Here is an 18,376-nt window from a genome sequence, read left to right as displayed (position 1 = left end):
TTAAAACACCATTTACGTGTACAACATAACAGTGTTCTAAGGCTGAACATTTACTTATCCGGATTGGTATTCACGTCCGAAAATTGTGGCCATTGTTCCCATACCGGCGTTACACCGCCAGGAAGCCACAAGTTCCTCCCTAGTTCCATCCACGGTGAAGGATAATGAAAATCAGAACCTAAGGAAGCTAATAAACCGTATTGTATCGCATAATCCGCTAAGTTGCGTCGCTCTTGTTGACTTTGTTGTGGCAAAGAAATTTCCATGGCATCGCCGTTGGCTTCCACAAATGCCGCCAGCAGTCTTTTTAACCATTTGGCGGTTAAATCATAACGCCCAGGGTGCGCTAGTACCGCCACTCCGCCTGCGCTATGAATCACCTGCACCGCTTCGGCCATAGAACACCATATTGGTGGCACGTAACCCGGTTTGTCGCGGGTTAAAAAACGTTTAAATACCTGCTGCATGTTTTTAGCATGCCCATTATCCACCAGCCATTTAGCAAAATGCGCGCGCGTTACCGGCGCCCCATTTGCAATCGCCTTCACCTCAGGTAAAGGGTCAACTTTCAAATGCTTAGATAAGCGATAAGCAATCAGCTCTGAACGCTCAATACGCCTCGCTTGTTGCGCCTCAATAAGCGCTCGTAACTGTGGATGGTGAATATCGAGGTTTAACCCCACAATATGAATGTCTTTATTTGACCAAAGCGTGGAGATTTCAATCCCCGTAATCAGTTGAATATCAAGCTGCTCGCTTTGAATATAGTCCAACGCAGGTTCAATACCATCAACGGTATCGTGGTCGGTAATAGCAAGTACGCCAACCCTATGCTCAATAGCACGTTCCAGCAGATCTTGAGGTGTAAAACGGCCATCAGAGGCAGTGGTATGAGAATGTAGATCAAATATCATAAAAGGCTTGACTTTCCTTCGCTGTACTAGTTAACTAGTACACCTAGATTATTTAAAGGTGTTTAGCAAATCGCTATGAATACAGTCATGATACAACAGCCTCAGCCAATCTGTACCGAAATCGGTAGAGTTTGTGCATGCGCAGTATCTGGACAGTGGCGTTGGTGGTTCTCTCTTAGAGCGAGCTAAATATTGAGTGTATCTAAACAAACTCGAAAGCTCGCATTAGTCTGCGAGCTTTTTTTATGTCTTTTTGAACAATCTAAACCATTACAAACACATTGAATATTGTGTTGATTGCGCAAATTTTGACCTAGTTTTACACAATCACTTTTGGGTGAAACAACAGAATATGAGAGTATGTGATGCTAAGAACCAAAAGCTTACAAGGAGGTCTTGTGAACAAGACCATTAACCTGACCGCACAAGGCCAGTTAGAAGTATTACAACGTGATGTCTTCTATACCCAAGATCCAACGGAATTATTCCACCACCTGTGTAAAGATAAGGCCGACACCCTTCTTCTTGAATCAGCCGAAGTTGAATCAAAAGAAAACTTAAAAAGTCTATTACTGGTCGACGCCGCTATGCGTATTGAGTGCCGTGGCCACCAAGTAGTCCTAACGGCAAACTCTGACAATGGTCAAGCCTTGCTGGCCCGCCTTGTATCTAATCTAAATCCCGATTTTATTACTGAAAATAACGACAGCAAATTAGTCGTTAACTTTAACGCTCCTGACGATAACCTTGATGAAGACAGCCGTCTTCGCCAACCATCATCGTTTGATATGCTTCGTATCATCAAGCAAAGCTATAACTGCGCTGACCATGACCCTATGGCATTATTCATTGGCGGTTTATTTGCATACGACCTAGTGGCAAACTTTGAACCTCTTGGTCAAGCCGAAATCAACAGCCAATGCCCAGACTATGTATTTTATGTCGCTGAAACACTCATTGTGGTTGACCATCAGCAGCAGCAAGCACATCTATTTGGCAGCTTATTTGATGCCAACGCCGAAACTCGCACTACGCTAGATAAGCGCCTACAAACCATTGAAACTGAAATGAAGCAAGTTCAGCCTGCGCCAAGCGCGGTAAAACTGGAAAGCTGTGACGTATCAGTCAGTGTCAGTGATGAAGAGTTCTGCCAAACGGTGCGCGATCTTAAAGAATTTGTGATTCGCGGTGATGTGTTCCAAGTGGTGCCATCTCGCTACTTTTCTCTGCCATGCCCATCGTCATTGGCCGCTTATAAACATTTGAAGAAAAGTAACCCAAGCCCTTACATGTTTTACATGCAAGATGAGCTCTTTACTCTGTTTGGCGCCTCACCAGAAAGTGCGCTTAAATACGAAACTCAAACCAATCAAGTGGAGATCTACCCTATCGCAGGTACTCGCCGTCGCGGCAAAAACGCCGACGGTAGCATTAACTTCGACCTTGATAGCCGCATCGAATTAGAACTTCGTTTAGATCGTAAAGAAAACGCCGAACACATGATGCTGGTGGATTTAGCGCGTAACGACGTTGCTCGAATCTCTCAAGCAGGCACTCGTCACGTTGCCGACTTACTTAAAGTGGATCGCTACAGTCACGTAATGCACTTGGTTTCTCGCGTAGTGGGTCAACTGCGTGAAGACTTAGATTCACTGCACGCCTACCAAGCCTCGATGAATATGGGCACCTTAACGGGCGCACCAAAAATCCGCGCGATGCAATTAATCCGTGACGTTGAACAGCAACGCCGTGGCACTTACGGCGGCGCAGTTGGTTACATGACCGGACACGGCGATTTGGATACTTGTATTGTGATTCGCTCAGCGTATGTCGAAAACGGCATTGCCAAAGTTCAAGCCGGCGCTGGCGTGGTATTTGACTCCGACCCACAAGCAGAAGCCGACGAAACACGCGGTAAAGCGCAAGCGGTAATAAGTGCTATTCAAGCGGCACATACTGAGGTGAAGCATGGCTAATATTTTATTTATTGATAACTTCGATTCTTTCACCTACAACCTAGTTGATCAGTTTCGTACCCTAGGACACGAGGTCACCGTTTATCGTAACCAAATCGATATTAATGTCCTAGAAAGCACATTAAACCAACTACAAAACCCTGTGATTGTTCTATCACCGGGGCCGGGCGCGCCAAGTGAAGCTGGCAATATGCCAAGCATCATTCAGCGCTTTAAAGGTAAAGTGCCGATGATTGGCATTTGTTTAGGTCATCAAGCGATTGTTGAAGCGTACGGTGGCACAGTGGCGGGCGCAGGTGAAATCATCCACGGTAAAGTGTCGATGATGGAGCACAATAACCACGCCACCTACCAAGGCTTACCTTCACCGTTTGCCATTGCCCGTTACCACTCTTTAGTGGCAACCAAAGTCACTGACGAGCTAACCATCACCGCTCAAGTCGATGATTTGGTCATGTCAGTGGTGCACGAACAAGACAAAGTTTGCGGTTTTCAGTTCCACCCTGAGTCAATCATGACGACTTACGGTGCCACACTGTTAGCCAATTCAATTGAGTGGGCTTTGCAGTCTAATGACATGGCACAGCAACAGTAACAAGGAAGAACGATGCACACTATTTTAGAACAGCTTTATCGCCAAGAGTCATTGAGCGAAGCACAAAGCCAAACCTTGTTTGATCAAATCATTAAAGGTGAAGTTGAACCTATCGTTTTAAGTTCAGCGCTGACAGCATTAAAAATCAAAGGTGAAACGCCAGAAGAAATCGCCGGCGCAGCAAAAGCGCTGCTTGCCAATGCACAGCCCTTCCCTCGCCCCGATTACGACTTTGCTGACATCGTTGGCACCGGCGGCGATGGTTCAAACACTTTTAATATTTCTACCACTGCGGCATTTGTCGCGGCAGCGGTTGGACTAAAAGTGGCTAAACACGGTAACCGCGGCGTTTCTAGCAAATCTGGCTCTTCTGATCTGTTGGATTCTTTTGGCATTAACCTTGCGATGAGCGCGCAAGATACCGCTAAAGCCGTTGATGAAATTGGCGTAGCCTTCTTATTTGCTCCGCAATATCACCAAGGCGTGCGCCATGCAATGCCAGTGCGTCAGGCGTTGAAAACCCGCACTATTTTCAACATTCTTGGCCCACTGATTAACCCAGCTCGTCCAAATATCGAGTTGATGGGCGTGTATGATGAAAGCCTTGTTGCGCCTATCGCGCAAACCATGCAAAAAATGAACATGAAACGCGCCGCAGTCGTTCACGGTAGTGGCCTTGATGAAGTGGCTATTCACGGCAAAACTGTGGTCGCCGAAATCAAAGATGGCAAGATTGAACACTACACTTTAACCGCTGAAGATTTTGGTCTAAATTCGCACCCACTTGAAGCGCTAAAAGGCGGCACTCCAGAAGAAAACCGCACGATTGTGACCAACCTACTCTCAGGTAAAGGCACAGAAGCTCAAGAATCTGCGGTAGCGGCTAACGTTGCACTGCTGATGAAACTGTTTGGTCACGAAGACCTAAAACCCAATGCCCAACAAGCGATTGCTGCCATGCGCAGTGGTAAGGCGTATCAACTTGTAGAACAACTGGCGGCTAGAGGTTAATCATGTCAGAACATATTTCCCAACATAATAAAGATATGGCTCAAGTGCTGGCAAAAATTGTTGCCGACAAAGATATCTGGGTAGAAGAGCGCGAGAAATCGCAACCTTTGGAGACCTTTAAAGAGTCGCTACAGCCCTCTGACCGTAGCTTTTACGATGCATTATCCGGTGACAACACCGCGTTTATTCTGGAATGTAAAAAAGCATCACCGTCTAAAGGCTTGATTCGTGACGTATTCGACCTTGACTACATTGCCTCTGTGTATAAAAACCATGCCAGTGCCATTTCGGTCTTAACGGACGAAAAATACTTCCAAGGTAGCTTTGATTTTTTACCGCAAGTGAAAAAGCAAACCACCCAACCTATTTTGTGTAAAGACTTCATGATTTCGCCGTATCAGGTGTATCTAGCCCGTCATTACCAAGCTGACGCTATTTTGCTGATGCTGTCTGTGCTAAACGATGAAGAATATCAAGCACTGGCAAAAGTTGCCCACGCACTGAATATGGGCGTACTGACAGAAGTCAGCAACGAAGATGAACTGCAACGCGCTATCAAACTGCAAGCAAGAGTAGTCGGTATCAATAACCGTAACCTTCGCGACCTCACCATTGACCTTAACCGCACTAAAGCGCTTGCGCCGAAATTGCCTAAAGGTACTACCGTGATTTCTGAATCGGGTATTTACAACCACCAGCAAGTTCGAGATCTATGCCAATATGCGAACGGTTTTCTTATCGGCAGTTCACTGATGTCTGAAGACAACCTAGAGCTTGCGGTACGTAAAGTACTGCTTGGTGAAAACAAGGTTTGCGGTCTTACACATGCTGACGATGCGCTAAAAGCTTATAATGCGGGTGCAATTTATGGCGGTCTTATCTTTGCAGAGAACTCAAAGCGTAAAGTAGACCAAGAAACGGCGCGCTTAACTATGAGTGGAGCACCTCTTCGCTATGTCGGTGTATTTCAAAATCAAAGCGCGGACTATATCAGCCAAATAGCACAATCTCTTTCACTGCACGCCGTGCAATTGCACGGTGATGAAGATGAAGACTTTATTACTAAACTGCGCCAACAACTGCCAAGTGATACTGAAATCTGGAAAGCCTACGGCGTATTAGATGAAGTACCTGCATTTATTGGCAATGTTGACCGTCACCTTTTAGATTCTAAAACACAGACTCAAAGTGGCGGCACAGGGCAAACCTTCGATTGGTCTAAGATTAACGATCAGAATGTCATGCTGGCAGGCGGTTTAAATGCTGACAATATTGCGCAAGCATCTAAACTTGGCTGTCTAGGGCTTGACCTAAACTCTGGTGTAGAAACCGAACCTGGTAAAAAATCTCGTGAAAAGCTAGCAAAAGCTTTTGCTGCGATCAGACACTATTGATTCACATTCCTTCCCTAGTGTAGGGAAGGAATGCCAAAAAATTTAAGGAAAAAATCATGGCAAAACTTGATGCCTACTTTGGAGAGTTCGGTGGACAATACGTTCCGCAAATCCTCGTTCCAGCACTTGACCAACTAGAACAAGCTTTTATCGACGCGCAGGCTGATCCTGAATTTCGCGCCGAATTCATGCACTTACTACAAGAGTATGCAGGTCGCCCTACCGCGCTTACGTTAACTCGTAACCTGACTAAAGGCACCAAAACTAAGTTATACCTAAAACGTGAAGATCTTCTGCACGGCGGCGCGCACAAAACCAACCAAGTGTTAGGTCAAGCCTTGCTAGCAAAACGCATGGGTAAAACGGAAATCATCGCCGAAACTGGCGCGGGTCAACACGGCGTAGCATCGGCTCTTGCGTGTGCTCTACTGGGTTTGAAATGTCGCATTTACATGGGCGCAAAAGACGTTGAACGTCAAAGCCCGAACGTATTTCGCATGCGTCTAATGGGTGCTGAAGTAATTCCAGTCCATTCAGGTTCAGCAACGTTAAAAGATGCCTGTAATGAAGCACTACGTGACTGGTCTGCAAGCTACGAAGACGCGCACTACCTACTTGGTACTGCGGCAGGCCCTCACCCATTCCCAACTATTGTTCGTGAATTCCAACACATGATTGGTGAAGAAACCAAACATCAAATCCTAGCGCGCGAAGGTCGACTGCCCGATGCAGTTATCGCTTGTGTTGGTGGCGGTTCAAATGCCATTGGTATGTTTGCTGATTTCATCGAAGAGAAAGATGTACGCCTTATCGGTGTTGAGCCAGCAGGTAAAGGCTTAGACACAGACATGCACGGCGCGCCGCTTAAACACGGTAAGCTAGGTATTTTCTTTGGTATGAAATCGCCATTGATGCAAGACACTGACGGCCAAATTGAAGAGTCTTACTCTATTTCAGCCGGTCTTGATTTCCCATCTGTAGGCCCACAACATGCGCACCTTAATGCTATTGGCCGCGCACAATACGGCGCTGCGACCGATGATGAAGCGTTAGAAGCATTCCAAATCCTCGCACGTAAAGAAGGCATCATCCCTGCTCTTGAATCTGCTCACGCCTTAGCTTACGCATTAAAAATGGCGCATGATGAACCAGAAAAAGAGCAACTGTTAGTCGTCAACCTTTCTGGCCGTGGCGATAAAGACATTTTCACTGTATACGATATTTTGAAAGAAAGAGGAGACGTATAATGGACCGTTACGCTGCGCTGTTTGAGCGTTTACAAGCAAAAAAACAAGGTGCATTTGTCCCTTTTGTGACTATTGGCGATCCACAACCTGAACTGTCTCTTCGCATCATGCAGACATTGGCAAACTCAGGCGCTGATGCTCTTGAACTTGGTATTCCGTTTTCAGATCCACTTGCCGATGGCCCAACCATTCAAGGCGCTAATATCCGTGCTTTGGATTCAAAAACAACGCCTAGCATTTGCTTTGATCTGATTGCAAAAATTCGCGCTGAACATCCAGACTTACCGATTGGTCTACTGGTTTACGCAAACCTTGTGTTTGCTAACGGCATCGACCATTTCTATCAAGCCTGTGCCGAAGCCGGTGTCGATTCTGTGTTAATCGCGGATGTACCAACCGGTGAAAGCGCAGAATTTAACGCCGCAGCAAAAAAAGCAGGTGTACACGCTATTTTCATCGCACCACCAACAGCCAATAACGAAACTCTTAAACAAGTTTCAGAATTAGGCGGCGGTTACACTTACCTACTTTCTCGTGCAGGTGTAACTGGCGCAGAAACAAAAGCCAACATGCCCGTCGATCACATGCTTGAGCGCCTAGCACAATTTGACGCGCCACCAGCCCTACTTGGCTTTGGTATTTCGGCACCAGAACAAGTAGCTTCTGCTATTCAAGCTGGCGCAGCGGGTGCAATCTCAGGTTCTGCTGTGGTGAAGATTATTGAAAACAACCTTGCAGACTCTGACAAAATGCTCAGCGAGCTGGGAAGTTTTGTTACGAATATGAAGGCTGCGACTCAGTTATAACTGAACTCGATTTCTATTTGTCAAAAAGCCACTTTTTAAAGTGGCTTTTTTTGTTGTGAAGCGCAGGCTAAGCAACACTTAGCCATTATTTATTGTAACTATGCTACGCGCCATTTATTGTCTTGTTCTTCCAAATGTAACTCTGCCATCGTTGATTCAATTTCAGAGTCTGAAAGCATATTAAGCAAAAGACCAATTTGGCTGTCATCATCGTTAAACTCTGCATATAGAGCACGAAGCGTTACGTCTGCGGTTCTTGGGATGAGTGTTTGCCCTTTTTCCCAACGCGCGACAGTTTGAGTGTCTACACCTAATAAATTACCAAGTGCCTTTTGCGACATATTAAGTTCGATACGAATGAACTTAAATTCTTGATGAGAAATAGGTCTTACTTGAGAAACGATATTTCGGCCAACAAGCGCATGTAGCTCATATAAATTATCGATACTAACAAACTCTTCATCTTCTACTTTGTCGATAGTGAAGCCATTTGTTAAATAAACGTACGGTAAACCACAGTCTTTATAGTGATACATATTATCCTCTTTACTTAACCATAACCGTTACAACAAATGCAGATGGATCGTCTTCGTGCCTCTTTAGGGAAACAACGACTTCTACAATTTCACCAGCAGCCATACCTTGAAGGTTGCATTTCCAATCACCTCTAGGTGTTTGATGAGGAGCTTCCGTAACTCTACTGTGCTTGTTAGCAAGTACTTGAAATATTTGCATCCGAGTCACACCGCGTTGCTCCATCCGCTCTCTAGCATGCGAACCAATAAAGACTCTAGCACTGTGCTTACTTGACAGTTCATTGATAAGTCTCTTTGCTGACGCCGACGTCAACGGAAACTCATCGATTCCCTCAAGCATATTTTTTGACATACGGATCACCTATCAATCTGATAGCCTGAATTATGAGCGAGAAGAAGGTTAAACGCAAGATTTGAGCACTTAATTACGCTAAGTTCGGTTTAACCCCTAGTCATCAAACCAGACTTTTTAGTCTCAATGGTGATGTGAAGTTTAAAGCCATAAACCAATTTTTAGGTATTTTCCATGGACTAATGTTGTGACGTGCAGCAATGCCCAGATACGAATTTCAACCATTGCTCCCCAGCACTACCGCCAAAAACACTTGCGTATTCTTCAACGCTTTTTTAGAAAACCTAAGCTTTACTTCTTGCTTCGTCATCCCTTGCAAGTTTCTTAGTTCAACTAAAGCCGGGCCTAGTTTGGCAATTCGATATATTGCTAAATTCATGTACTTTTCGGATTGGGTTTCGCTGATTCGTTCTGAGGGTAAAACAAACTCTTTATTTATACACTGGGTGTACAGCGCATGATTTTGTCGGATCTGTTTTAACTCGCTCTCTAGAATTAATTGTTTGGTGGCAGCATCAGCTTCGAGATGAAGGTCAACCAATAGCGCCTTAGTAATGGCGACTTGAGTGGCACGTTTCTGTTTTGGGCTTAGAGTGTAACGCTTAAGTTTTTTCCAATTCACTTTCTTTTGTGTGCTTACATCAAGCAGCGCGCGAAATAACAATACACTGTTTGCAAACTCTTCGTGTGCAAAATGGCTTAACGCAAAAGCTCGGGCAAATTTACCATGCTGATGTAACAGCTCGGCCTCATCACATAACTCTTGGGCATTCTTCATGCATTTGATTGCACCATCAAAAAGCATATCAAAATGGCTGGTCGCAATTTTTGTTTGCTGCAAATTTGTTCCTCAATATGTAACGTCAAATAGAGCGCTAATTTGTATCACCCAAGGGATACCATTTTCTCAAGCTATTTACCTTAGCCCATTATATTGAACATTTAATGTACTAATACAACCTAGCTAATAATCAAAAATACTTAATATTAATTTAGTCATTATTTCTTAATTGCGCACCTTAATTACAGCTATCGGGTGTAAAACATTTGCTGTTGGTTATTACTTAGAAATCCACTCTAAAAAACACCCTTTCAGATCACAATAATGCAGTGTAACTATTTGCATATTTTCATCCTCACATAGACTGGCTAAACATAATTATAAACAACTGATTTGAATACAAAAAACCAACTTCAATTGCTTAGGTAACTTTAGTAGGTTTAGCAACTTTAATCACTTCAACCACTTTAATAACGGGTGTTATTATGAAATACAAAAGTTTAGTCATCCCCATGCTGCTTGCTTTTTCGAGCGCAGCTTTCTCTGCTGAAATTTATGATCAAAGTAAAAGCTACAGTGGCGGTGAGCGCGTCTCATTTAACGGTGCTATTTATGAAGCTCAGTGGTGGGTGAACCCTAACCAATCTCCTGCTGACGTGACCGGAAATAGTTGGGAATCTCCGTGGATTTTAATTTCAGAATCAGGTGGAGAGACGACCCCTCCTCCTGCTGATCCTGAAGTGCCATCAGAACCTACTCCACCGGTTGTACCACCAATCGAAGGCGATTACCCTGCTACCCTGCTTATGTTGAAGGTGAAACCTATGTTGCTGGTGATATCGTAATCAATACTGGCAAACTGTACCGCTGTAAAGATGGTGTGACTCAAACATGGTGTTCTGGTCCTGCATGGGCTTATGCTCCAGGGACAGGTACAGCCTGGGATCAAGCATGGGAAGAAGTTGCTGACGGAACTCCACCGAGTGATCCTGAAGTGACGCCAGATCCGGATCCAACACCCGACCCTGCTCCAGAACCCGATCCAAGCCCAGACCCAAGTCCAGATCCAGAACCTGCTCCAGAGCCAGAGCCTAGCCCTGAGCCAGAAAATGGTTATGTTGTTTACCAAGAAGATTTGGACGCTAAAGAAGCGGAATTAACCAACTTCCCTGCGATGGCATCGGTAAAAGACTTAATTCGCACGATTGATAATGCCACTGTAAACGCCATTAAACCGCTGGCAGAGAGCAACCCTGACAACGTTAAACGTATCGAAAGTATTGTTTCAGAAGCCGATTGGGAATACCTCTTCCCAGAGCGTACTCCCGAATATACCTATCGCCACTTCTTACAAGCCACTGGTAAATTCCCTGCCTTCTGTGACACTTACGATGACGGACGTGATTCAGATGCGATTTGTCGCAAAGCATTGGCAACCATGTTTGCGCACTTTACCCAAGAGACCGGCGGTCATACCGCAGATTGGCCTGTGCCAGAATGGCGTCAAGGTTTAGTGCATGTCCGTGAAATGGGTTGGGATGAAACGATGCGCGGCGGTTACAACGGTGAATGTAACCCTGATGTATGGCAAGGACAAACGTGGCCATGTGGTACATTCGAAAACGGTGAGTTCAAATCATACTTTGGCCGTGGTGCTAAGCAGTTGAGTTACAATTACAACTATGGCCCGTTCTCTGAAGCTATGTTTGGTACGGTTCGCACTTTACTCGACAACCCTGAAATGGTCGCTGATACGTGGTTAAACTTTGCTTCGGCAGTCTTCTTCTTTACTTACCCACAACCACCAAAACCGGCAATGATGCACGTTATTGATGGTACATGGCAACCAAACGAGCGTGACTTAGCCAATGGTTTGACTCCTGGTTTTGGCGTCACGACACAAATCATCAATGGTGGCGTTGAATGTGGTGGTTCAGTAGAGATTGCTCAATCACTAAACCGCATCGACTACTACAAAAACTTTACTCAGTATTTGCAGGTCCCTGTAGCGGATGATGAAGTACTAGGCTGTAAAGAAATGAAGCAGTTTGATACTGATGGCGCCGGCGCACTCAGTATTTACTGGGAAAAAGATTGGGGATGGTCATCACAAACGCCAACTGGCGGAACATATTCTTGCCAAATGGTCGGTTACCAAACACCGTTCTCAGCCTTTAAAGAAGGTGATTTCACTAAATGTGTAGTGGCTCACTTCCCTGATGTGATCATCAAATAGTTTGCCCAACAAGCTAACTACTTAAACTAAGTATTTACGCAAAGGCAGTCTCTTTGAGGCTGCCTTTATTCTTTCGCAATAACACCACTGCATCATTGGAATATCGCACTTTTGTATTTAAATAATAATATTTTAAGATAGATAAAATAATTGAGGCATTACATCAACTCAATAGAACTCGACGTATTCCATCTCTTTTCCTCTACTATTTTCTGAATACGAGCAAAATAGGCTATTTCTATACAGAGCAACCTCTGCTTAAATAATCAGCACAAATGTAATCAAAAAGTTGTCCTTCATTTAATGTCAAAATAGCAACTTTTAAAAATGCCTTCCTCATTCATTTATCGCAACAAATTATTTACAATTATATAAGTAAGATAGAAGTTAGATTAATTATTTTTTAATGCTCAATTATGTAACGATAATATTTATCTCTATGTATATCATCGTTACATAATTGAACTATTTGGCGCAGGTTATTATATTTAAAAAAAAGTACGTGACCCTCATCGCAATAACTATTACCCTCCCTGCCACATTTGTCCGTTTCACAGTACAAAGGGGCATCCCTTAAAATAGGGTATAACGCCCCTATATAGCTCATATATTCGGCAATATTCCATAATATCAGCACAAAAGGTAAAGGAAGTGTTAAAAGATAAAAGTTTACTCGGCAACATTGGTGTGCAAGTTGTCATCGCAATGGTCGTCGGTACGTTAGTGGGTGCCGTAATGGGCCACAGTGCGACAATCTTTGCTCCGCTAGGCACCATATTCATCAACCTCATTAAAATGTTGGTTATTCCATTGGTCGCGGTTGCTCTTATTTCGGGTGCCGCAGGTCTGGGTGATAGCTCTTCAGCAGGTAAAGTGGGTTTAACCACATTAGGCTTCTTTGGTCTCACCTCTGCGTTGGCGGTAACGCTAGCATTGGTAATGGGTAATCTATTCCAACCAGGCTCAGGTATTGATGTTAGCTCTGTAGAAAGCATGTTCTCTAGTGAATATGCTTCTCAAGGTGCCATTCCTGGCTTCTGGGATACCGTCACTGGCATGATCCCTACCAATATTTTCCAATCTTTGAACGAAGCAAACATACTGCAAATCTTAGTGTTTTGTCTTTTCTTCGGTATTGCTGTTTCAAGCTTAGAAAAAGAACGTCGCCAACCATTAATGAATGGCGTAAATGCCATTGTTGATGCCATGGTTTGGATGATCAACAAAGTAATGCTATTAGCGCCACTTGGTGTATTTGGTCTAATGGCTGATGCGGTAGGTTCATTTGGCTTTAGTGCATTAACTGTTGTGCTTAAACTCTTCATTGTATATGTAGTGGCAATCCTTATTTTTGGTTTTGTTGTGTACCCTCTTATGGTTCATATTTTCACTAAGACTTCTGCTAAGAAGTTCTTAGTGGCCATGAAAAAACCACAAGCAGTGGCACTATCTACAGCGTCTTCAATGGCGACTCTGCCTGTAACCATGAATACTGTTGAGACTGAGCTAGGAGTAAGAAACTCGACCGCATCATTTGTATTGCCTTTAGGTGCGACCATTAACATGTCTGGTAATGCGATTTACTACGGCTTGGTGGCTATCTTCTTTGCACAAATGTTCGGTATTGATCTTAGCCTAGGTGCTTACATTGCGATCATCGCAACCTCGACTTTAGGTGCGGTAGGCCAAGCAGGCGTACCTGGACCATCATTCTTGGTGGTTGCGGTACTACTTGCAGCTGGCATTCCAATTGAAGGTCTACCACTGCTATTTGCTTTAGACCGTATCTTTGACATGATTCGTACTGCACTAAACATCACCGGTGATGCGGCGTGTGCAGTCATTGTTGATGCACTACTTGAAGACGATAAACCTGCTGTTGTTGAAGCCACTTCATAAATTGTAGGTAATACTTAGCGTCAAACATAAGAAAACATCGGGCTTCAGTTCAACTGAAGTCCGGTGTTTTTATTTGGTAAGAAGAAAATTCTACGCTCAAGGGTTAACCGCGATTCTCTAAGGCTTAGAGTTATTATGCGTAACTAAGCAGTTGTTCTACTTGTTCAATGGTCATATTGGCATCTTGGTATTCTATTGGCAGTTCGACCACCGTATCTTTGTCAGCAACAAAAAGAGAAGGAAAGCTGTTGCCACCAATGGAACGCGCAAAACGTAATTCGGATTTTAAATATTGTTCGATATCGTCAGAAGTTAAATCAAAGGTAAACTTCTCAACATCTAATCCAATATCTTTAGCAAGCTCAATTAGTACTTCATTGTCACTTGGATTTTTCGCATCCAAATAATAAGCATGCTGTACTGCGGTCAGCATTTTTTGTTCTGCATCTTGGCGTCTAGCGGCGAGCATCGCTCTGCATGCCGGATAGGTGGAACGACGAGGGGTATTCTTGCTCCAAAACTCATGATTAAATTCAGTACCTAGCTGAGACTCAATCTTATTCCAGTAAGATGCTATTTGAGTGCGCATCTCATGCGGCATTGGCTCATCTGAGTCAGGAGCTAATCCGCCAACAATATACACAATATCAATTTTGCCTTTTAGCGCCGATTCAATCTTTTGCCACGTAGGTTTGTATCCCCAACACCAAGCACACATAGGATCGTAGACATAATATAAGCGCGTCACATCTTTGTTCATTACTACTCCTGATATTTGTATTAACGAAGTCAGTACAGCACTAACCTTTTTATTGTGCAAGTTAAGCAATAGAGTTAATGCGAACAAGTCTCAATAAATTTGTAAATTCCTGAGCTATGACTAATTTCTCAATTTCATCACGAAAATTTCATTGAGCTCCGTTTGATAGGTACAAATGCAGTTATCGCTTGATTTTATGGCTATCAAACGGCCTACCGCTATATTTCACTGTTTCGTTTAGGTAAACTAACGCAAATATCGACGTCTGTATGAATCATGAAACAACTACTCGACTTCATCCCCCTCATCATCTTTTTTGTGTTGTACAAAATGTACGACATCTATACCGCCACTGCAGCCTTGATTGTAGCCACTGCTATTCAACTGCTTGTCACATATGTGCTGTATAAGAAAATAGAAAAAATGCAGCTGACCACCTTTGCTATCGTGGCTATTTTTGGCGGTATGACCATCGCCTTTCACAACGACGACTTTATCAAATGGAAGGTCACCATTATTTATGCCCTATTTTCTGTAGGTCTTATTGTTACCCAATTATCCGGTAAACCCTTTATCAAAGGGATACTAGAAAAAGAAATCACACTTCCTAGCCGAACATGGAACACGATTAACTGGGCGTGGAGCATCTTCTTTGCTGCCTGTGCCATAATTAATGTCTATGTGGCATTTCGTCTTCCCCTTGATGTATGGGTAAACTTTAAAGTATTCGGCTTAATGATAGCCACACTACTGTTTACCTTGCTCACAGGGCTCTATATCTACACACAATTGTCAAAAGAGAGTAAAACACGCAATGAGTAACCCGTCTTTAATTCGCGGAGAAATGCTACTAAGAACACTAGCAATGCCAGCCGACACCAACGCTAATGGTGATATTTTTGGTGGTTGGATTATGTCTCAACTCGATCTTGCTGGGGGTATTCTTGCCAAAGAGATCTCAAAAGGACGAATTGCTACCGTATCAGTATCAAGTATTACGTTTAAAAGACCTGTTTCAGTAGGCGATATTGTATGCTGTCATGGTGAGTGCAGTCACATAGGTAACTCTTCTATGTCGATTGAACTGCAAGTATGGAATAAAAAAGTGATGGGTGACCGCGCAGGAGAAAGAGACTTGGTTTGTGAGGCGACTTTCCATTATGTTGCTATTGATAACAACGGTCGCCCTCGAAAAATCGAAAAATAGAAGGATTTATTATGTGGTATGTCATTTTTTCCCAGGATGTCAAAGATTCATTACAAAAACGTGGTAGTGTACGTGATAAACATTTAGCCCGCCTGCAAGACCTACAAAATCAAGGTCGCTTGCTTACCGCAGGACCAATGCCCGCTATCGATAGCGACAATCCTGGTGAGGCTGGCTTTACCGGTTCGACCGTCATCGCTCAGTTTGAAACGCTACAAGACGCAAAAGCTTGGGCAGATGCCGACCCATATATCGACGCAGGCGTCTATCAAGACGTTATTGTTAAACCTTATAAAAAAGTATTCTAATTATGTATTCATCATTTAAAAGCGCACTAGTTTTAACATTGGCTACTATTATTCTTGCTGGCTGTGCCTCTAGCAGTAGCGAGAAGCGAGAGCTGAAACTTACCGCCGATCGCCGTGCGGGGATCCTAGCATCAAGCTTACCTATTGAGTACGGCCCACTCACCATTACTCGAGCAACATCTAAAGAAGCCACTGTCATCATTGAAATGCTTTACAACCAATCTGGTCACAAGCCTGCTGATCAATTGATTAAAAGTGCTAATGCTTACTACTGTAATTCTGAAGACGTGCGCGCAGCTATGGATAAAGGCGTGAATTACCTTATCAAGATCCGCAATAACCGTGGTCAAATGATTGTAGAGCAAGTCATCAGTTCAAAAACTTGCCTTGTAGATGGTGATGAATCGTAAGCCTTTTAAATACAGGCTGTAGAGCAATTCAAAAGAAAGGCCAAAGTTTGCAAACTTTGGCCTTTTTATTGGTTTCACTCACCCACTATCTACTACAAGGAAAACAGCTGCACTTTAAGGCTGGCTTCTGCATCAACATCATCAAATTCCACTGGGTTATCCAAACGCTGCACATAATTGAGTTCAGGGGCATGTTCAGCCATGCCATCAATCACAAAATCAGAAGTGACCGCGGGCGAATTGGCACAGGCTAACACTTGTCCATTGTCAGCCAGTAAACTTGGTAAACGGCGCAGTACTTTTTGGTAATCTTTGGTTAACGCAAAACTGCCTTTTTGAAACGACGGTGGATCGGAAATAATCAGATCATACGGGCCAAAGCGTTTGAGTTTGCCCCAAGATTTAAAAATGTCATGCGCTAAGAATTTCACGCGGCTCACGTCTTGATTGTTTAAGTTGTGATTATCACGACCGCGACTTAACGACGAGCGCGCCATGTCAATGTTCACTACTTGCTTCGCACCGCCAGCAATCCCTGCTACAGAGAAGCCACAGGTATAAGCAAACAAGTTAAGGATATTCTTGCCCTCAGCGTTTGCCCTTACCCAATCACGCCCTAAACGCATGTCTAAGAATAAACCTGAATTTTGGTTTGAAGAAAGATTCATCCAGTATTTGAGCCCAGACTCCACCACTTCGACTTTGCCTTCCGCTTCGCCCAATAAAAACTGCGTCGGCGCGCCGTGTTCATATCGATGTTGAATCGAAATAGAGCGGATCTGTGAATGTTCTGGCTGCTCGGCTAATTGCTGCAAGCCTTGCTGAAGATGCGCAAGAAACTCATCCGAGACTGGTCTAAATAATTGAACAACAAGATGCTGAGCAATCCAATCACAGGTGATCTGCTCCAGACCTGCCACTGTGCGTCCTCGCCCGTGAAACAAGCGTCTTACTTCAGTTGGCGCGGTTTTTAAGCCTTGTTGCAATGCAGAAAAAAACCGAGGTAGCGCCTCTACATTCATAGGAGGAGAAATATCATTCATTATATTTTTGGCCAATTAAGTCGTTGGGGTTGTTGCCATTCGCTGATTTGTTGTTGAATCTCAGGCAATTGCCATAGTTCACCGAAACGGCTGTCAGAGCTAGGATCAAGCTGATAGCGATAACTGTTGCCTTCCAACTCAAAGCTAAGAGCAAAAGCGTGCAGGTATCCCCTATCGCTATCACTAGAGGGTGAATAAATAGGGTCGCCGACAATAGGACTGCCAACCGATTTTAACGCAACGCGAATTTGATGAGTCTTACCCGTTTTAGGTTTACACAGAAACATGCGATAGCCTTGGGCAGAGGCTGAAAAAAACTGGGTAATAGCGGGGTTTTCTGTGGTCGGCATCAGCTTCCACATTGAGCGGCGGCTTTTTGCCATATCCCCTTTGATCAAACCTTGTTTTTTCTTTGGCTTTTTATCGGAAATCGCTAAATAAAATTTTTCTACCTTTCTTTGAGCAAACGCTTGAGACAATTGACTTGCCGCTTGCTGTGTTTTACCCAAAAGTAACAGCCCAGATGTCATCTTATCTAATCGATGTACAAGGTATAATGGACCACAGCCCAAATAACGCCGAACCTCGTCTAACAATCCGGTCTCTTGTTCATCTTTATGAACGCTCACTGAAGCATGCTTATTAATCAGCACAAACTGAGCTTGGTCGTCGACTATATCAAACATAGGCTAGTTACAGGTGTCCTAGTGACTCAAAGAAAGCTCAGTAGTATATCCTGAGCGCCAAGGGAAACCCAACTTTCGTTAAAAATACCTGTATTTAACCCCTTGTTGTGTATCTTTTGCAAAATACTTGTTGAGATTAGACGTAAATTTGCATTGAAAACCACCGTTATTCATCCCTTTGTCTTAAAAAACGCACAAAGGCGACTTTTCCGTAT

General features: G+C 43.8%; 20 protein-coding genes. 13 read left to right on the top strand and 7 right to left on the bottom strand.

What is annotated here, in order from left to right; translation table 11 throughout:
* Nucleotides 1-50 precede the first annotated feature (50 nt).
* The gene (rnm, locus tag QV280_RS05590) at nt 51-914 is read right to left on the bottom strand and encodes an RNase RNM (RefSeq protein WP_152821087.1); all 864 of its coding nucleotides are present in this window, start codon (nt 912-914) and stop codon (nt 51-53) included.
* A 365-nt stretch (nt 915-1,279) separates the two neighbouring features.
* Here rnm and QV280_RS05585 point away from each other — a divergent pair, with 365 nt between their 5' ends.
* Genes QV280_RS05585 through trpA form a run of 6 tightly spaced genes read left to right on the top strand, consistent with a single transcriptional unit; the run spans nt 1,280 to nt 7,943 of the window.
* Nucleotides 1,280-2,890 carry an anthranilate synthase component 1 gene (locus QV280_RS05585; RefSeq protein ID WP_152821088.1) on the top strand — a complete coding sequence of 537 codons (1,611 nt, stop codon included), beginning with the start codon at nt 1,280-1,282 and terminating at the stop codon, nt 2,888-2,890.
* A complete protein-coding gene (locus QV280_RS05580; RefSeq protein ID WP_023404944.1) occupies nt 2,883-3,485 on the top strand; it encodes an aminodeoxychorismate/anthranilate synthase component II in 603 nt (200 codons plus the stop codon). The genes QV280_RS05585 and QV280_RS05580 overlap by 8 nt, the downstream gene beginning before the upstream one ends.
* 12 nt (nt 3,486-3,497) lie before the next feature.
* The gene (gene trpD, locus QV280_RS05575) at nt 3,498-4,496 is read left to right on the top strand and encodes an anthranilate phosphoribosyltransferase (protein WP_152821090.1); all 999 of its coding nucleotides are present in this window, start codon (nt 3,498-3,500) and stop codon (nt 4,494-4,496) included.
* Nucleotides 4,497-4,498: 2 nt separating this feature from the next.
* A complete protein-coding gene (gene trpCF / locus QV280_RS05570; RefSeq protein WP_152821092.1) occupies nt 4,499-5,890 on the top strand; it encodes a bifunctional indole-3-glycerol-phosphate synthase TrpC/phosphoribosylanthranilate isomerase TrpF in 1,392 nt (463 codons plus the stop codon).
* Nucleotides 5,891-5,946: 56 nt separating this feature from the next.
* The gene (trpB, locus tag QV280_RS05565; protein ID WP_023404947.1) at nt 5,947-7,137 is read left to right on the top strand and encodes a tryptophan synthase subunit beta; all 1,191 of its coding nucleotides are present in this window, start codon (nt 5,947-5,949) and stop codon (nt 7,135-7,137) included.
* On the top strand, nt 7,137-7,943 hold the full coding sequence (gene trpA / locus QV280_RS05560; RefSeq protein ID WP_152821095.1) for a tryptophan synthase subunit alpha: 807 nt from the start codon (nt 7,137-7,139) through the stop codon (nt 7,941-7,943). Before trpB ends, trpA begins: the two co-directional genes overlap by 1 nt.
* Before the next feature lie 98 nt (nt 7,944-8,041).
* On the opposite strand, the gene QV280_RS05555 is transcribed toward trpA, so the two are convergent.
* The 3 genes from QV280_RS05555 to QV280_RS05545 form a co-directional block, all read right to left on the bottom strand.
* A complete protein-coding gene (locus tag QV280_RS05555; RefSeq protein WP_023404949.1) occupies nt 8,042-8,479 on the bottom strand; it encodes a helix-turn-helix domain-containing protein in 438 nt (145 codons plus the stop codon).
* Between the two features lie 10 nt (nt 8,480-8,489).
* A complete protein-coding gene (locus tag QV280_RS05550) occupies nt 8,490-8,831 on the bottom strand; it encodes a DUF4258 domain-containing protein (protein ID WP_023404950.1) in 342 nt (113 codons plus the stop codon).
* Nucleotides 8,832-9,048: 217 nt separating this feature from the next.
* Nucleotides 9,049-9,672 (bottom strand): AbiV family abortive infection protein, encoded by a 624-nt coding sequence (locus tag QV280_RS05545; protein ID WP_152821097.1) that lies wholly within the window; start codon nt 9,670-9,672, stop codon nt 9,049-9,051.
* Between the two features lie 425 nt (nt 9,673-10,097).
* Between QV280_RS05545 and QV280_RS05540 the strand changes: the two genes are divergently transcribed.
* The 3 genes from QV280_RS05540 to QV280_RS05530 all read left to right on the top strand — a co-directional run bounded on the left by QV280_RS05540 (nt 10,098) and on the right by QV280_RS05530 (nt 13,747).
* A complete protein-coding gene (locus QV280_RS05540) occupies nt 10,098-10,457 on the top strand; it encodes a carbohydrate-binding protein (RefSeq protein WP_301539993.1) in 360 nt (119 codons plus the stop codon).
* 35 nt (nt 10,458-10,492) lie between these two features.
* Entirely contained in the window at nt 10,493-11,848 is a 1,356-nt protein-coding gene (locus QV280_RS05535; RefSeq protein ID WP_367869584.1) for a chitinase, read from the top strand.
* A gap of 705 nt (nt 11,849-12,553) precedes the next feature.
* On the top strand, nt 12,554-13,747 hold the full coding sequence (locus QV280_RS05530; protein ID WP_052029629.1) for a dicarboxylate/amino acid:cation symporter: 1,194 nt from the start codon (nt 12,554-12,556) through the stop codon (nt 13,745-13,747).
* A 133-nt stretch (nt 13,748-13,880) separates the two neighbouring features.
* Here QV280_RS05530 and QV280_RS05525 read toward each other — a convergent pair whose 3' ends face one another.
* Nucleotides 13,881-14,507: a DsbA family protein gene (locus QV280_RS05525; RefSeq protein ID WP_023404954.1), complete on the bottom strand. Its 627-nt coding sequence runs from the start codon at nt 14,505-14,507 to the stop codon at nt 13,881-13,883.
* Nucleotides 14,508-14,783: 276 nt separating this feature from the next.
* Between QV280_RS05525 and QV280_RS05520 the strand changes: the two genes are divergently transcribed.
* The 4 genes from QV280_RS05520 to QV280_RS05505 are packed head-to-tail and all read left to right on the top strand — an operon-like array spanning nt 14,784 to nt 16,432.
* Nucleotides 14,784-15,329, top strand: a complete 546-nt coding sequence (locus QV280_RS05520; RefSeq protein ID WP_152821099.1) for a septation protein A — start codon at nt 14,784-14,786, stop codon at nt 15,327-15,329.
* Nucleotides 15,322-15,714 carry an acyl-CoA thioester hydrolase YciA gene (gene yciA / locus QV280_RS05515; protein ID WP_023404956.1) on the top strand — a complete coding sequence of 131 codons (393 nt, stop codon included), beginning with the start codon at nt 15,322-15,324 and terminating at the stop codon, nt 15,712-15,714. Before QV280_RS05520 ends, yciA begins: the two co-directional genes overlap by 8 nt.
* An 11-nt stretch (nt 15,715-15,725) precedes the next feature.
* Complete coding sequence (locus tag QV280_RS05510) at nt 15,726-16,022, top strand: YciI family protein (protein ID WP_023404957.1); 297 nt, start codon at nt 15,726-15,728, stop codon at nt 16,020-16,022.
* A gap of 2 nt (nt 16,023-16,024) precedes the next feature.
* On the top strand, nt 16,025-16,432 hold the full coding sequence (locus tag QV280_RS05505; protein WP_023404958.1) for a GspS/AspS pilotin family protein: 408 nt from the start codon (nt 16,025-16,027) through the stop codon (nt 16,430-16,432).
* A gap of 92 nt (nt 16,433-16,524) precedes the next feature.
* Here the strand turns inward: QV280_RS05505 and QV280_RS05500 are convergent, their stop codons facing one another.
* Nucleotides 16,525-17,454: a class I SAM-dependent methyltransferase gene (locus QV280_RS05500; protein ID WP_152821224.1), complete on the bottom strand. Its 930-nt coding sequence runs from the start codon at nt 17,452-17,454 to the stop codon at nt 16,525-16,527.
* Nucleotides 17,455-17,474: 20 nt separating this feature from the next.
* A complete protein-coding gene (locus QV280_RS05495; RefSeq protein ID WP_152821101.1) occupies nt 17,475-18,161 on the bottom strand; it encodes a TIGR01621 family pseudouridine synthase in 687 nt (228 codons plus the stop codon).
* Nucleotides 18,162-18,376 lie beyond the last annotated feature (215 nt).

The sequence above is a fragment of the Vibrio sp. B1Z05 genome (genome assembly GCF_052955985.1).
Note: the sequence above shows the minus strand (reverse complement) of the source record. Positions and strands in the feature narration are given on the sequence as shown.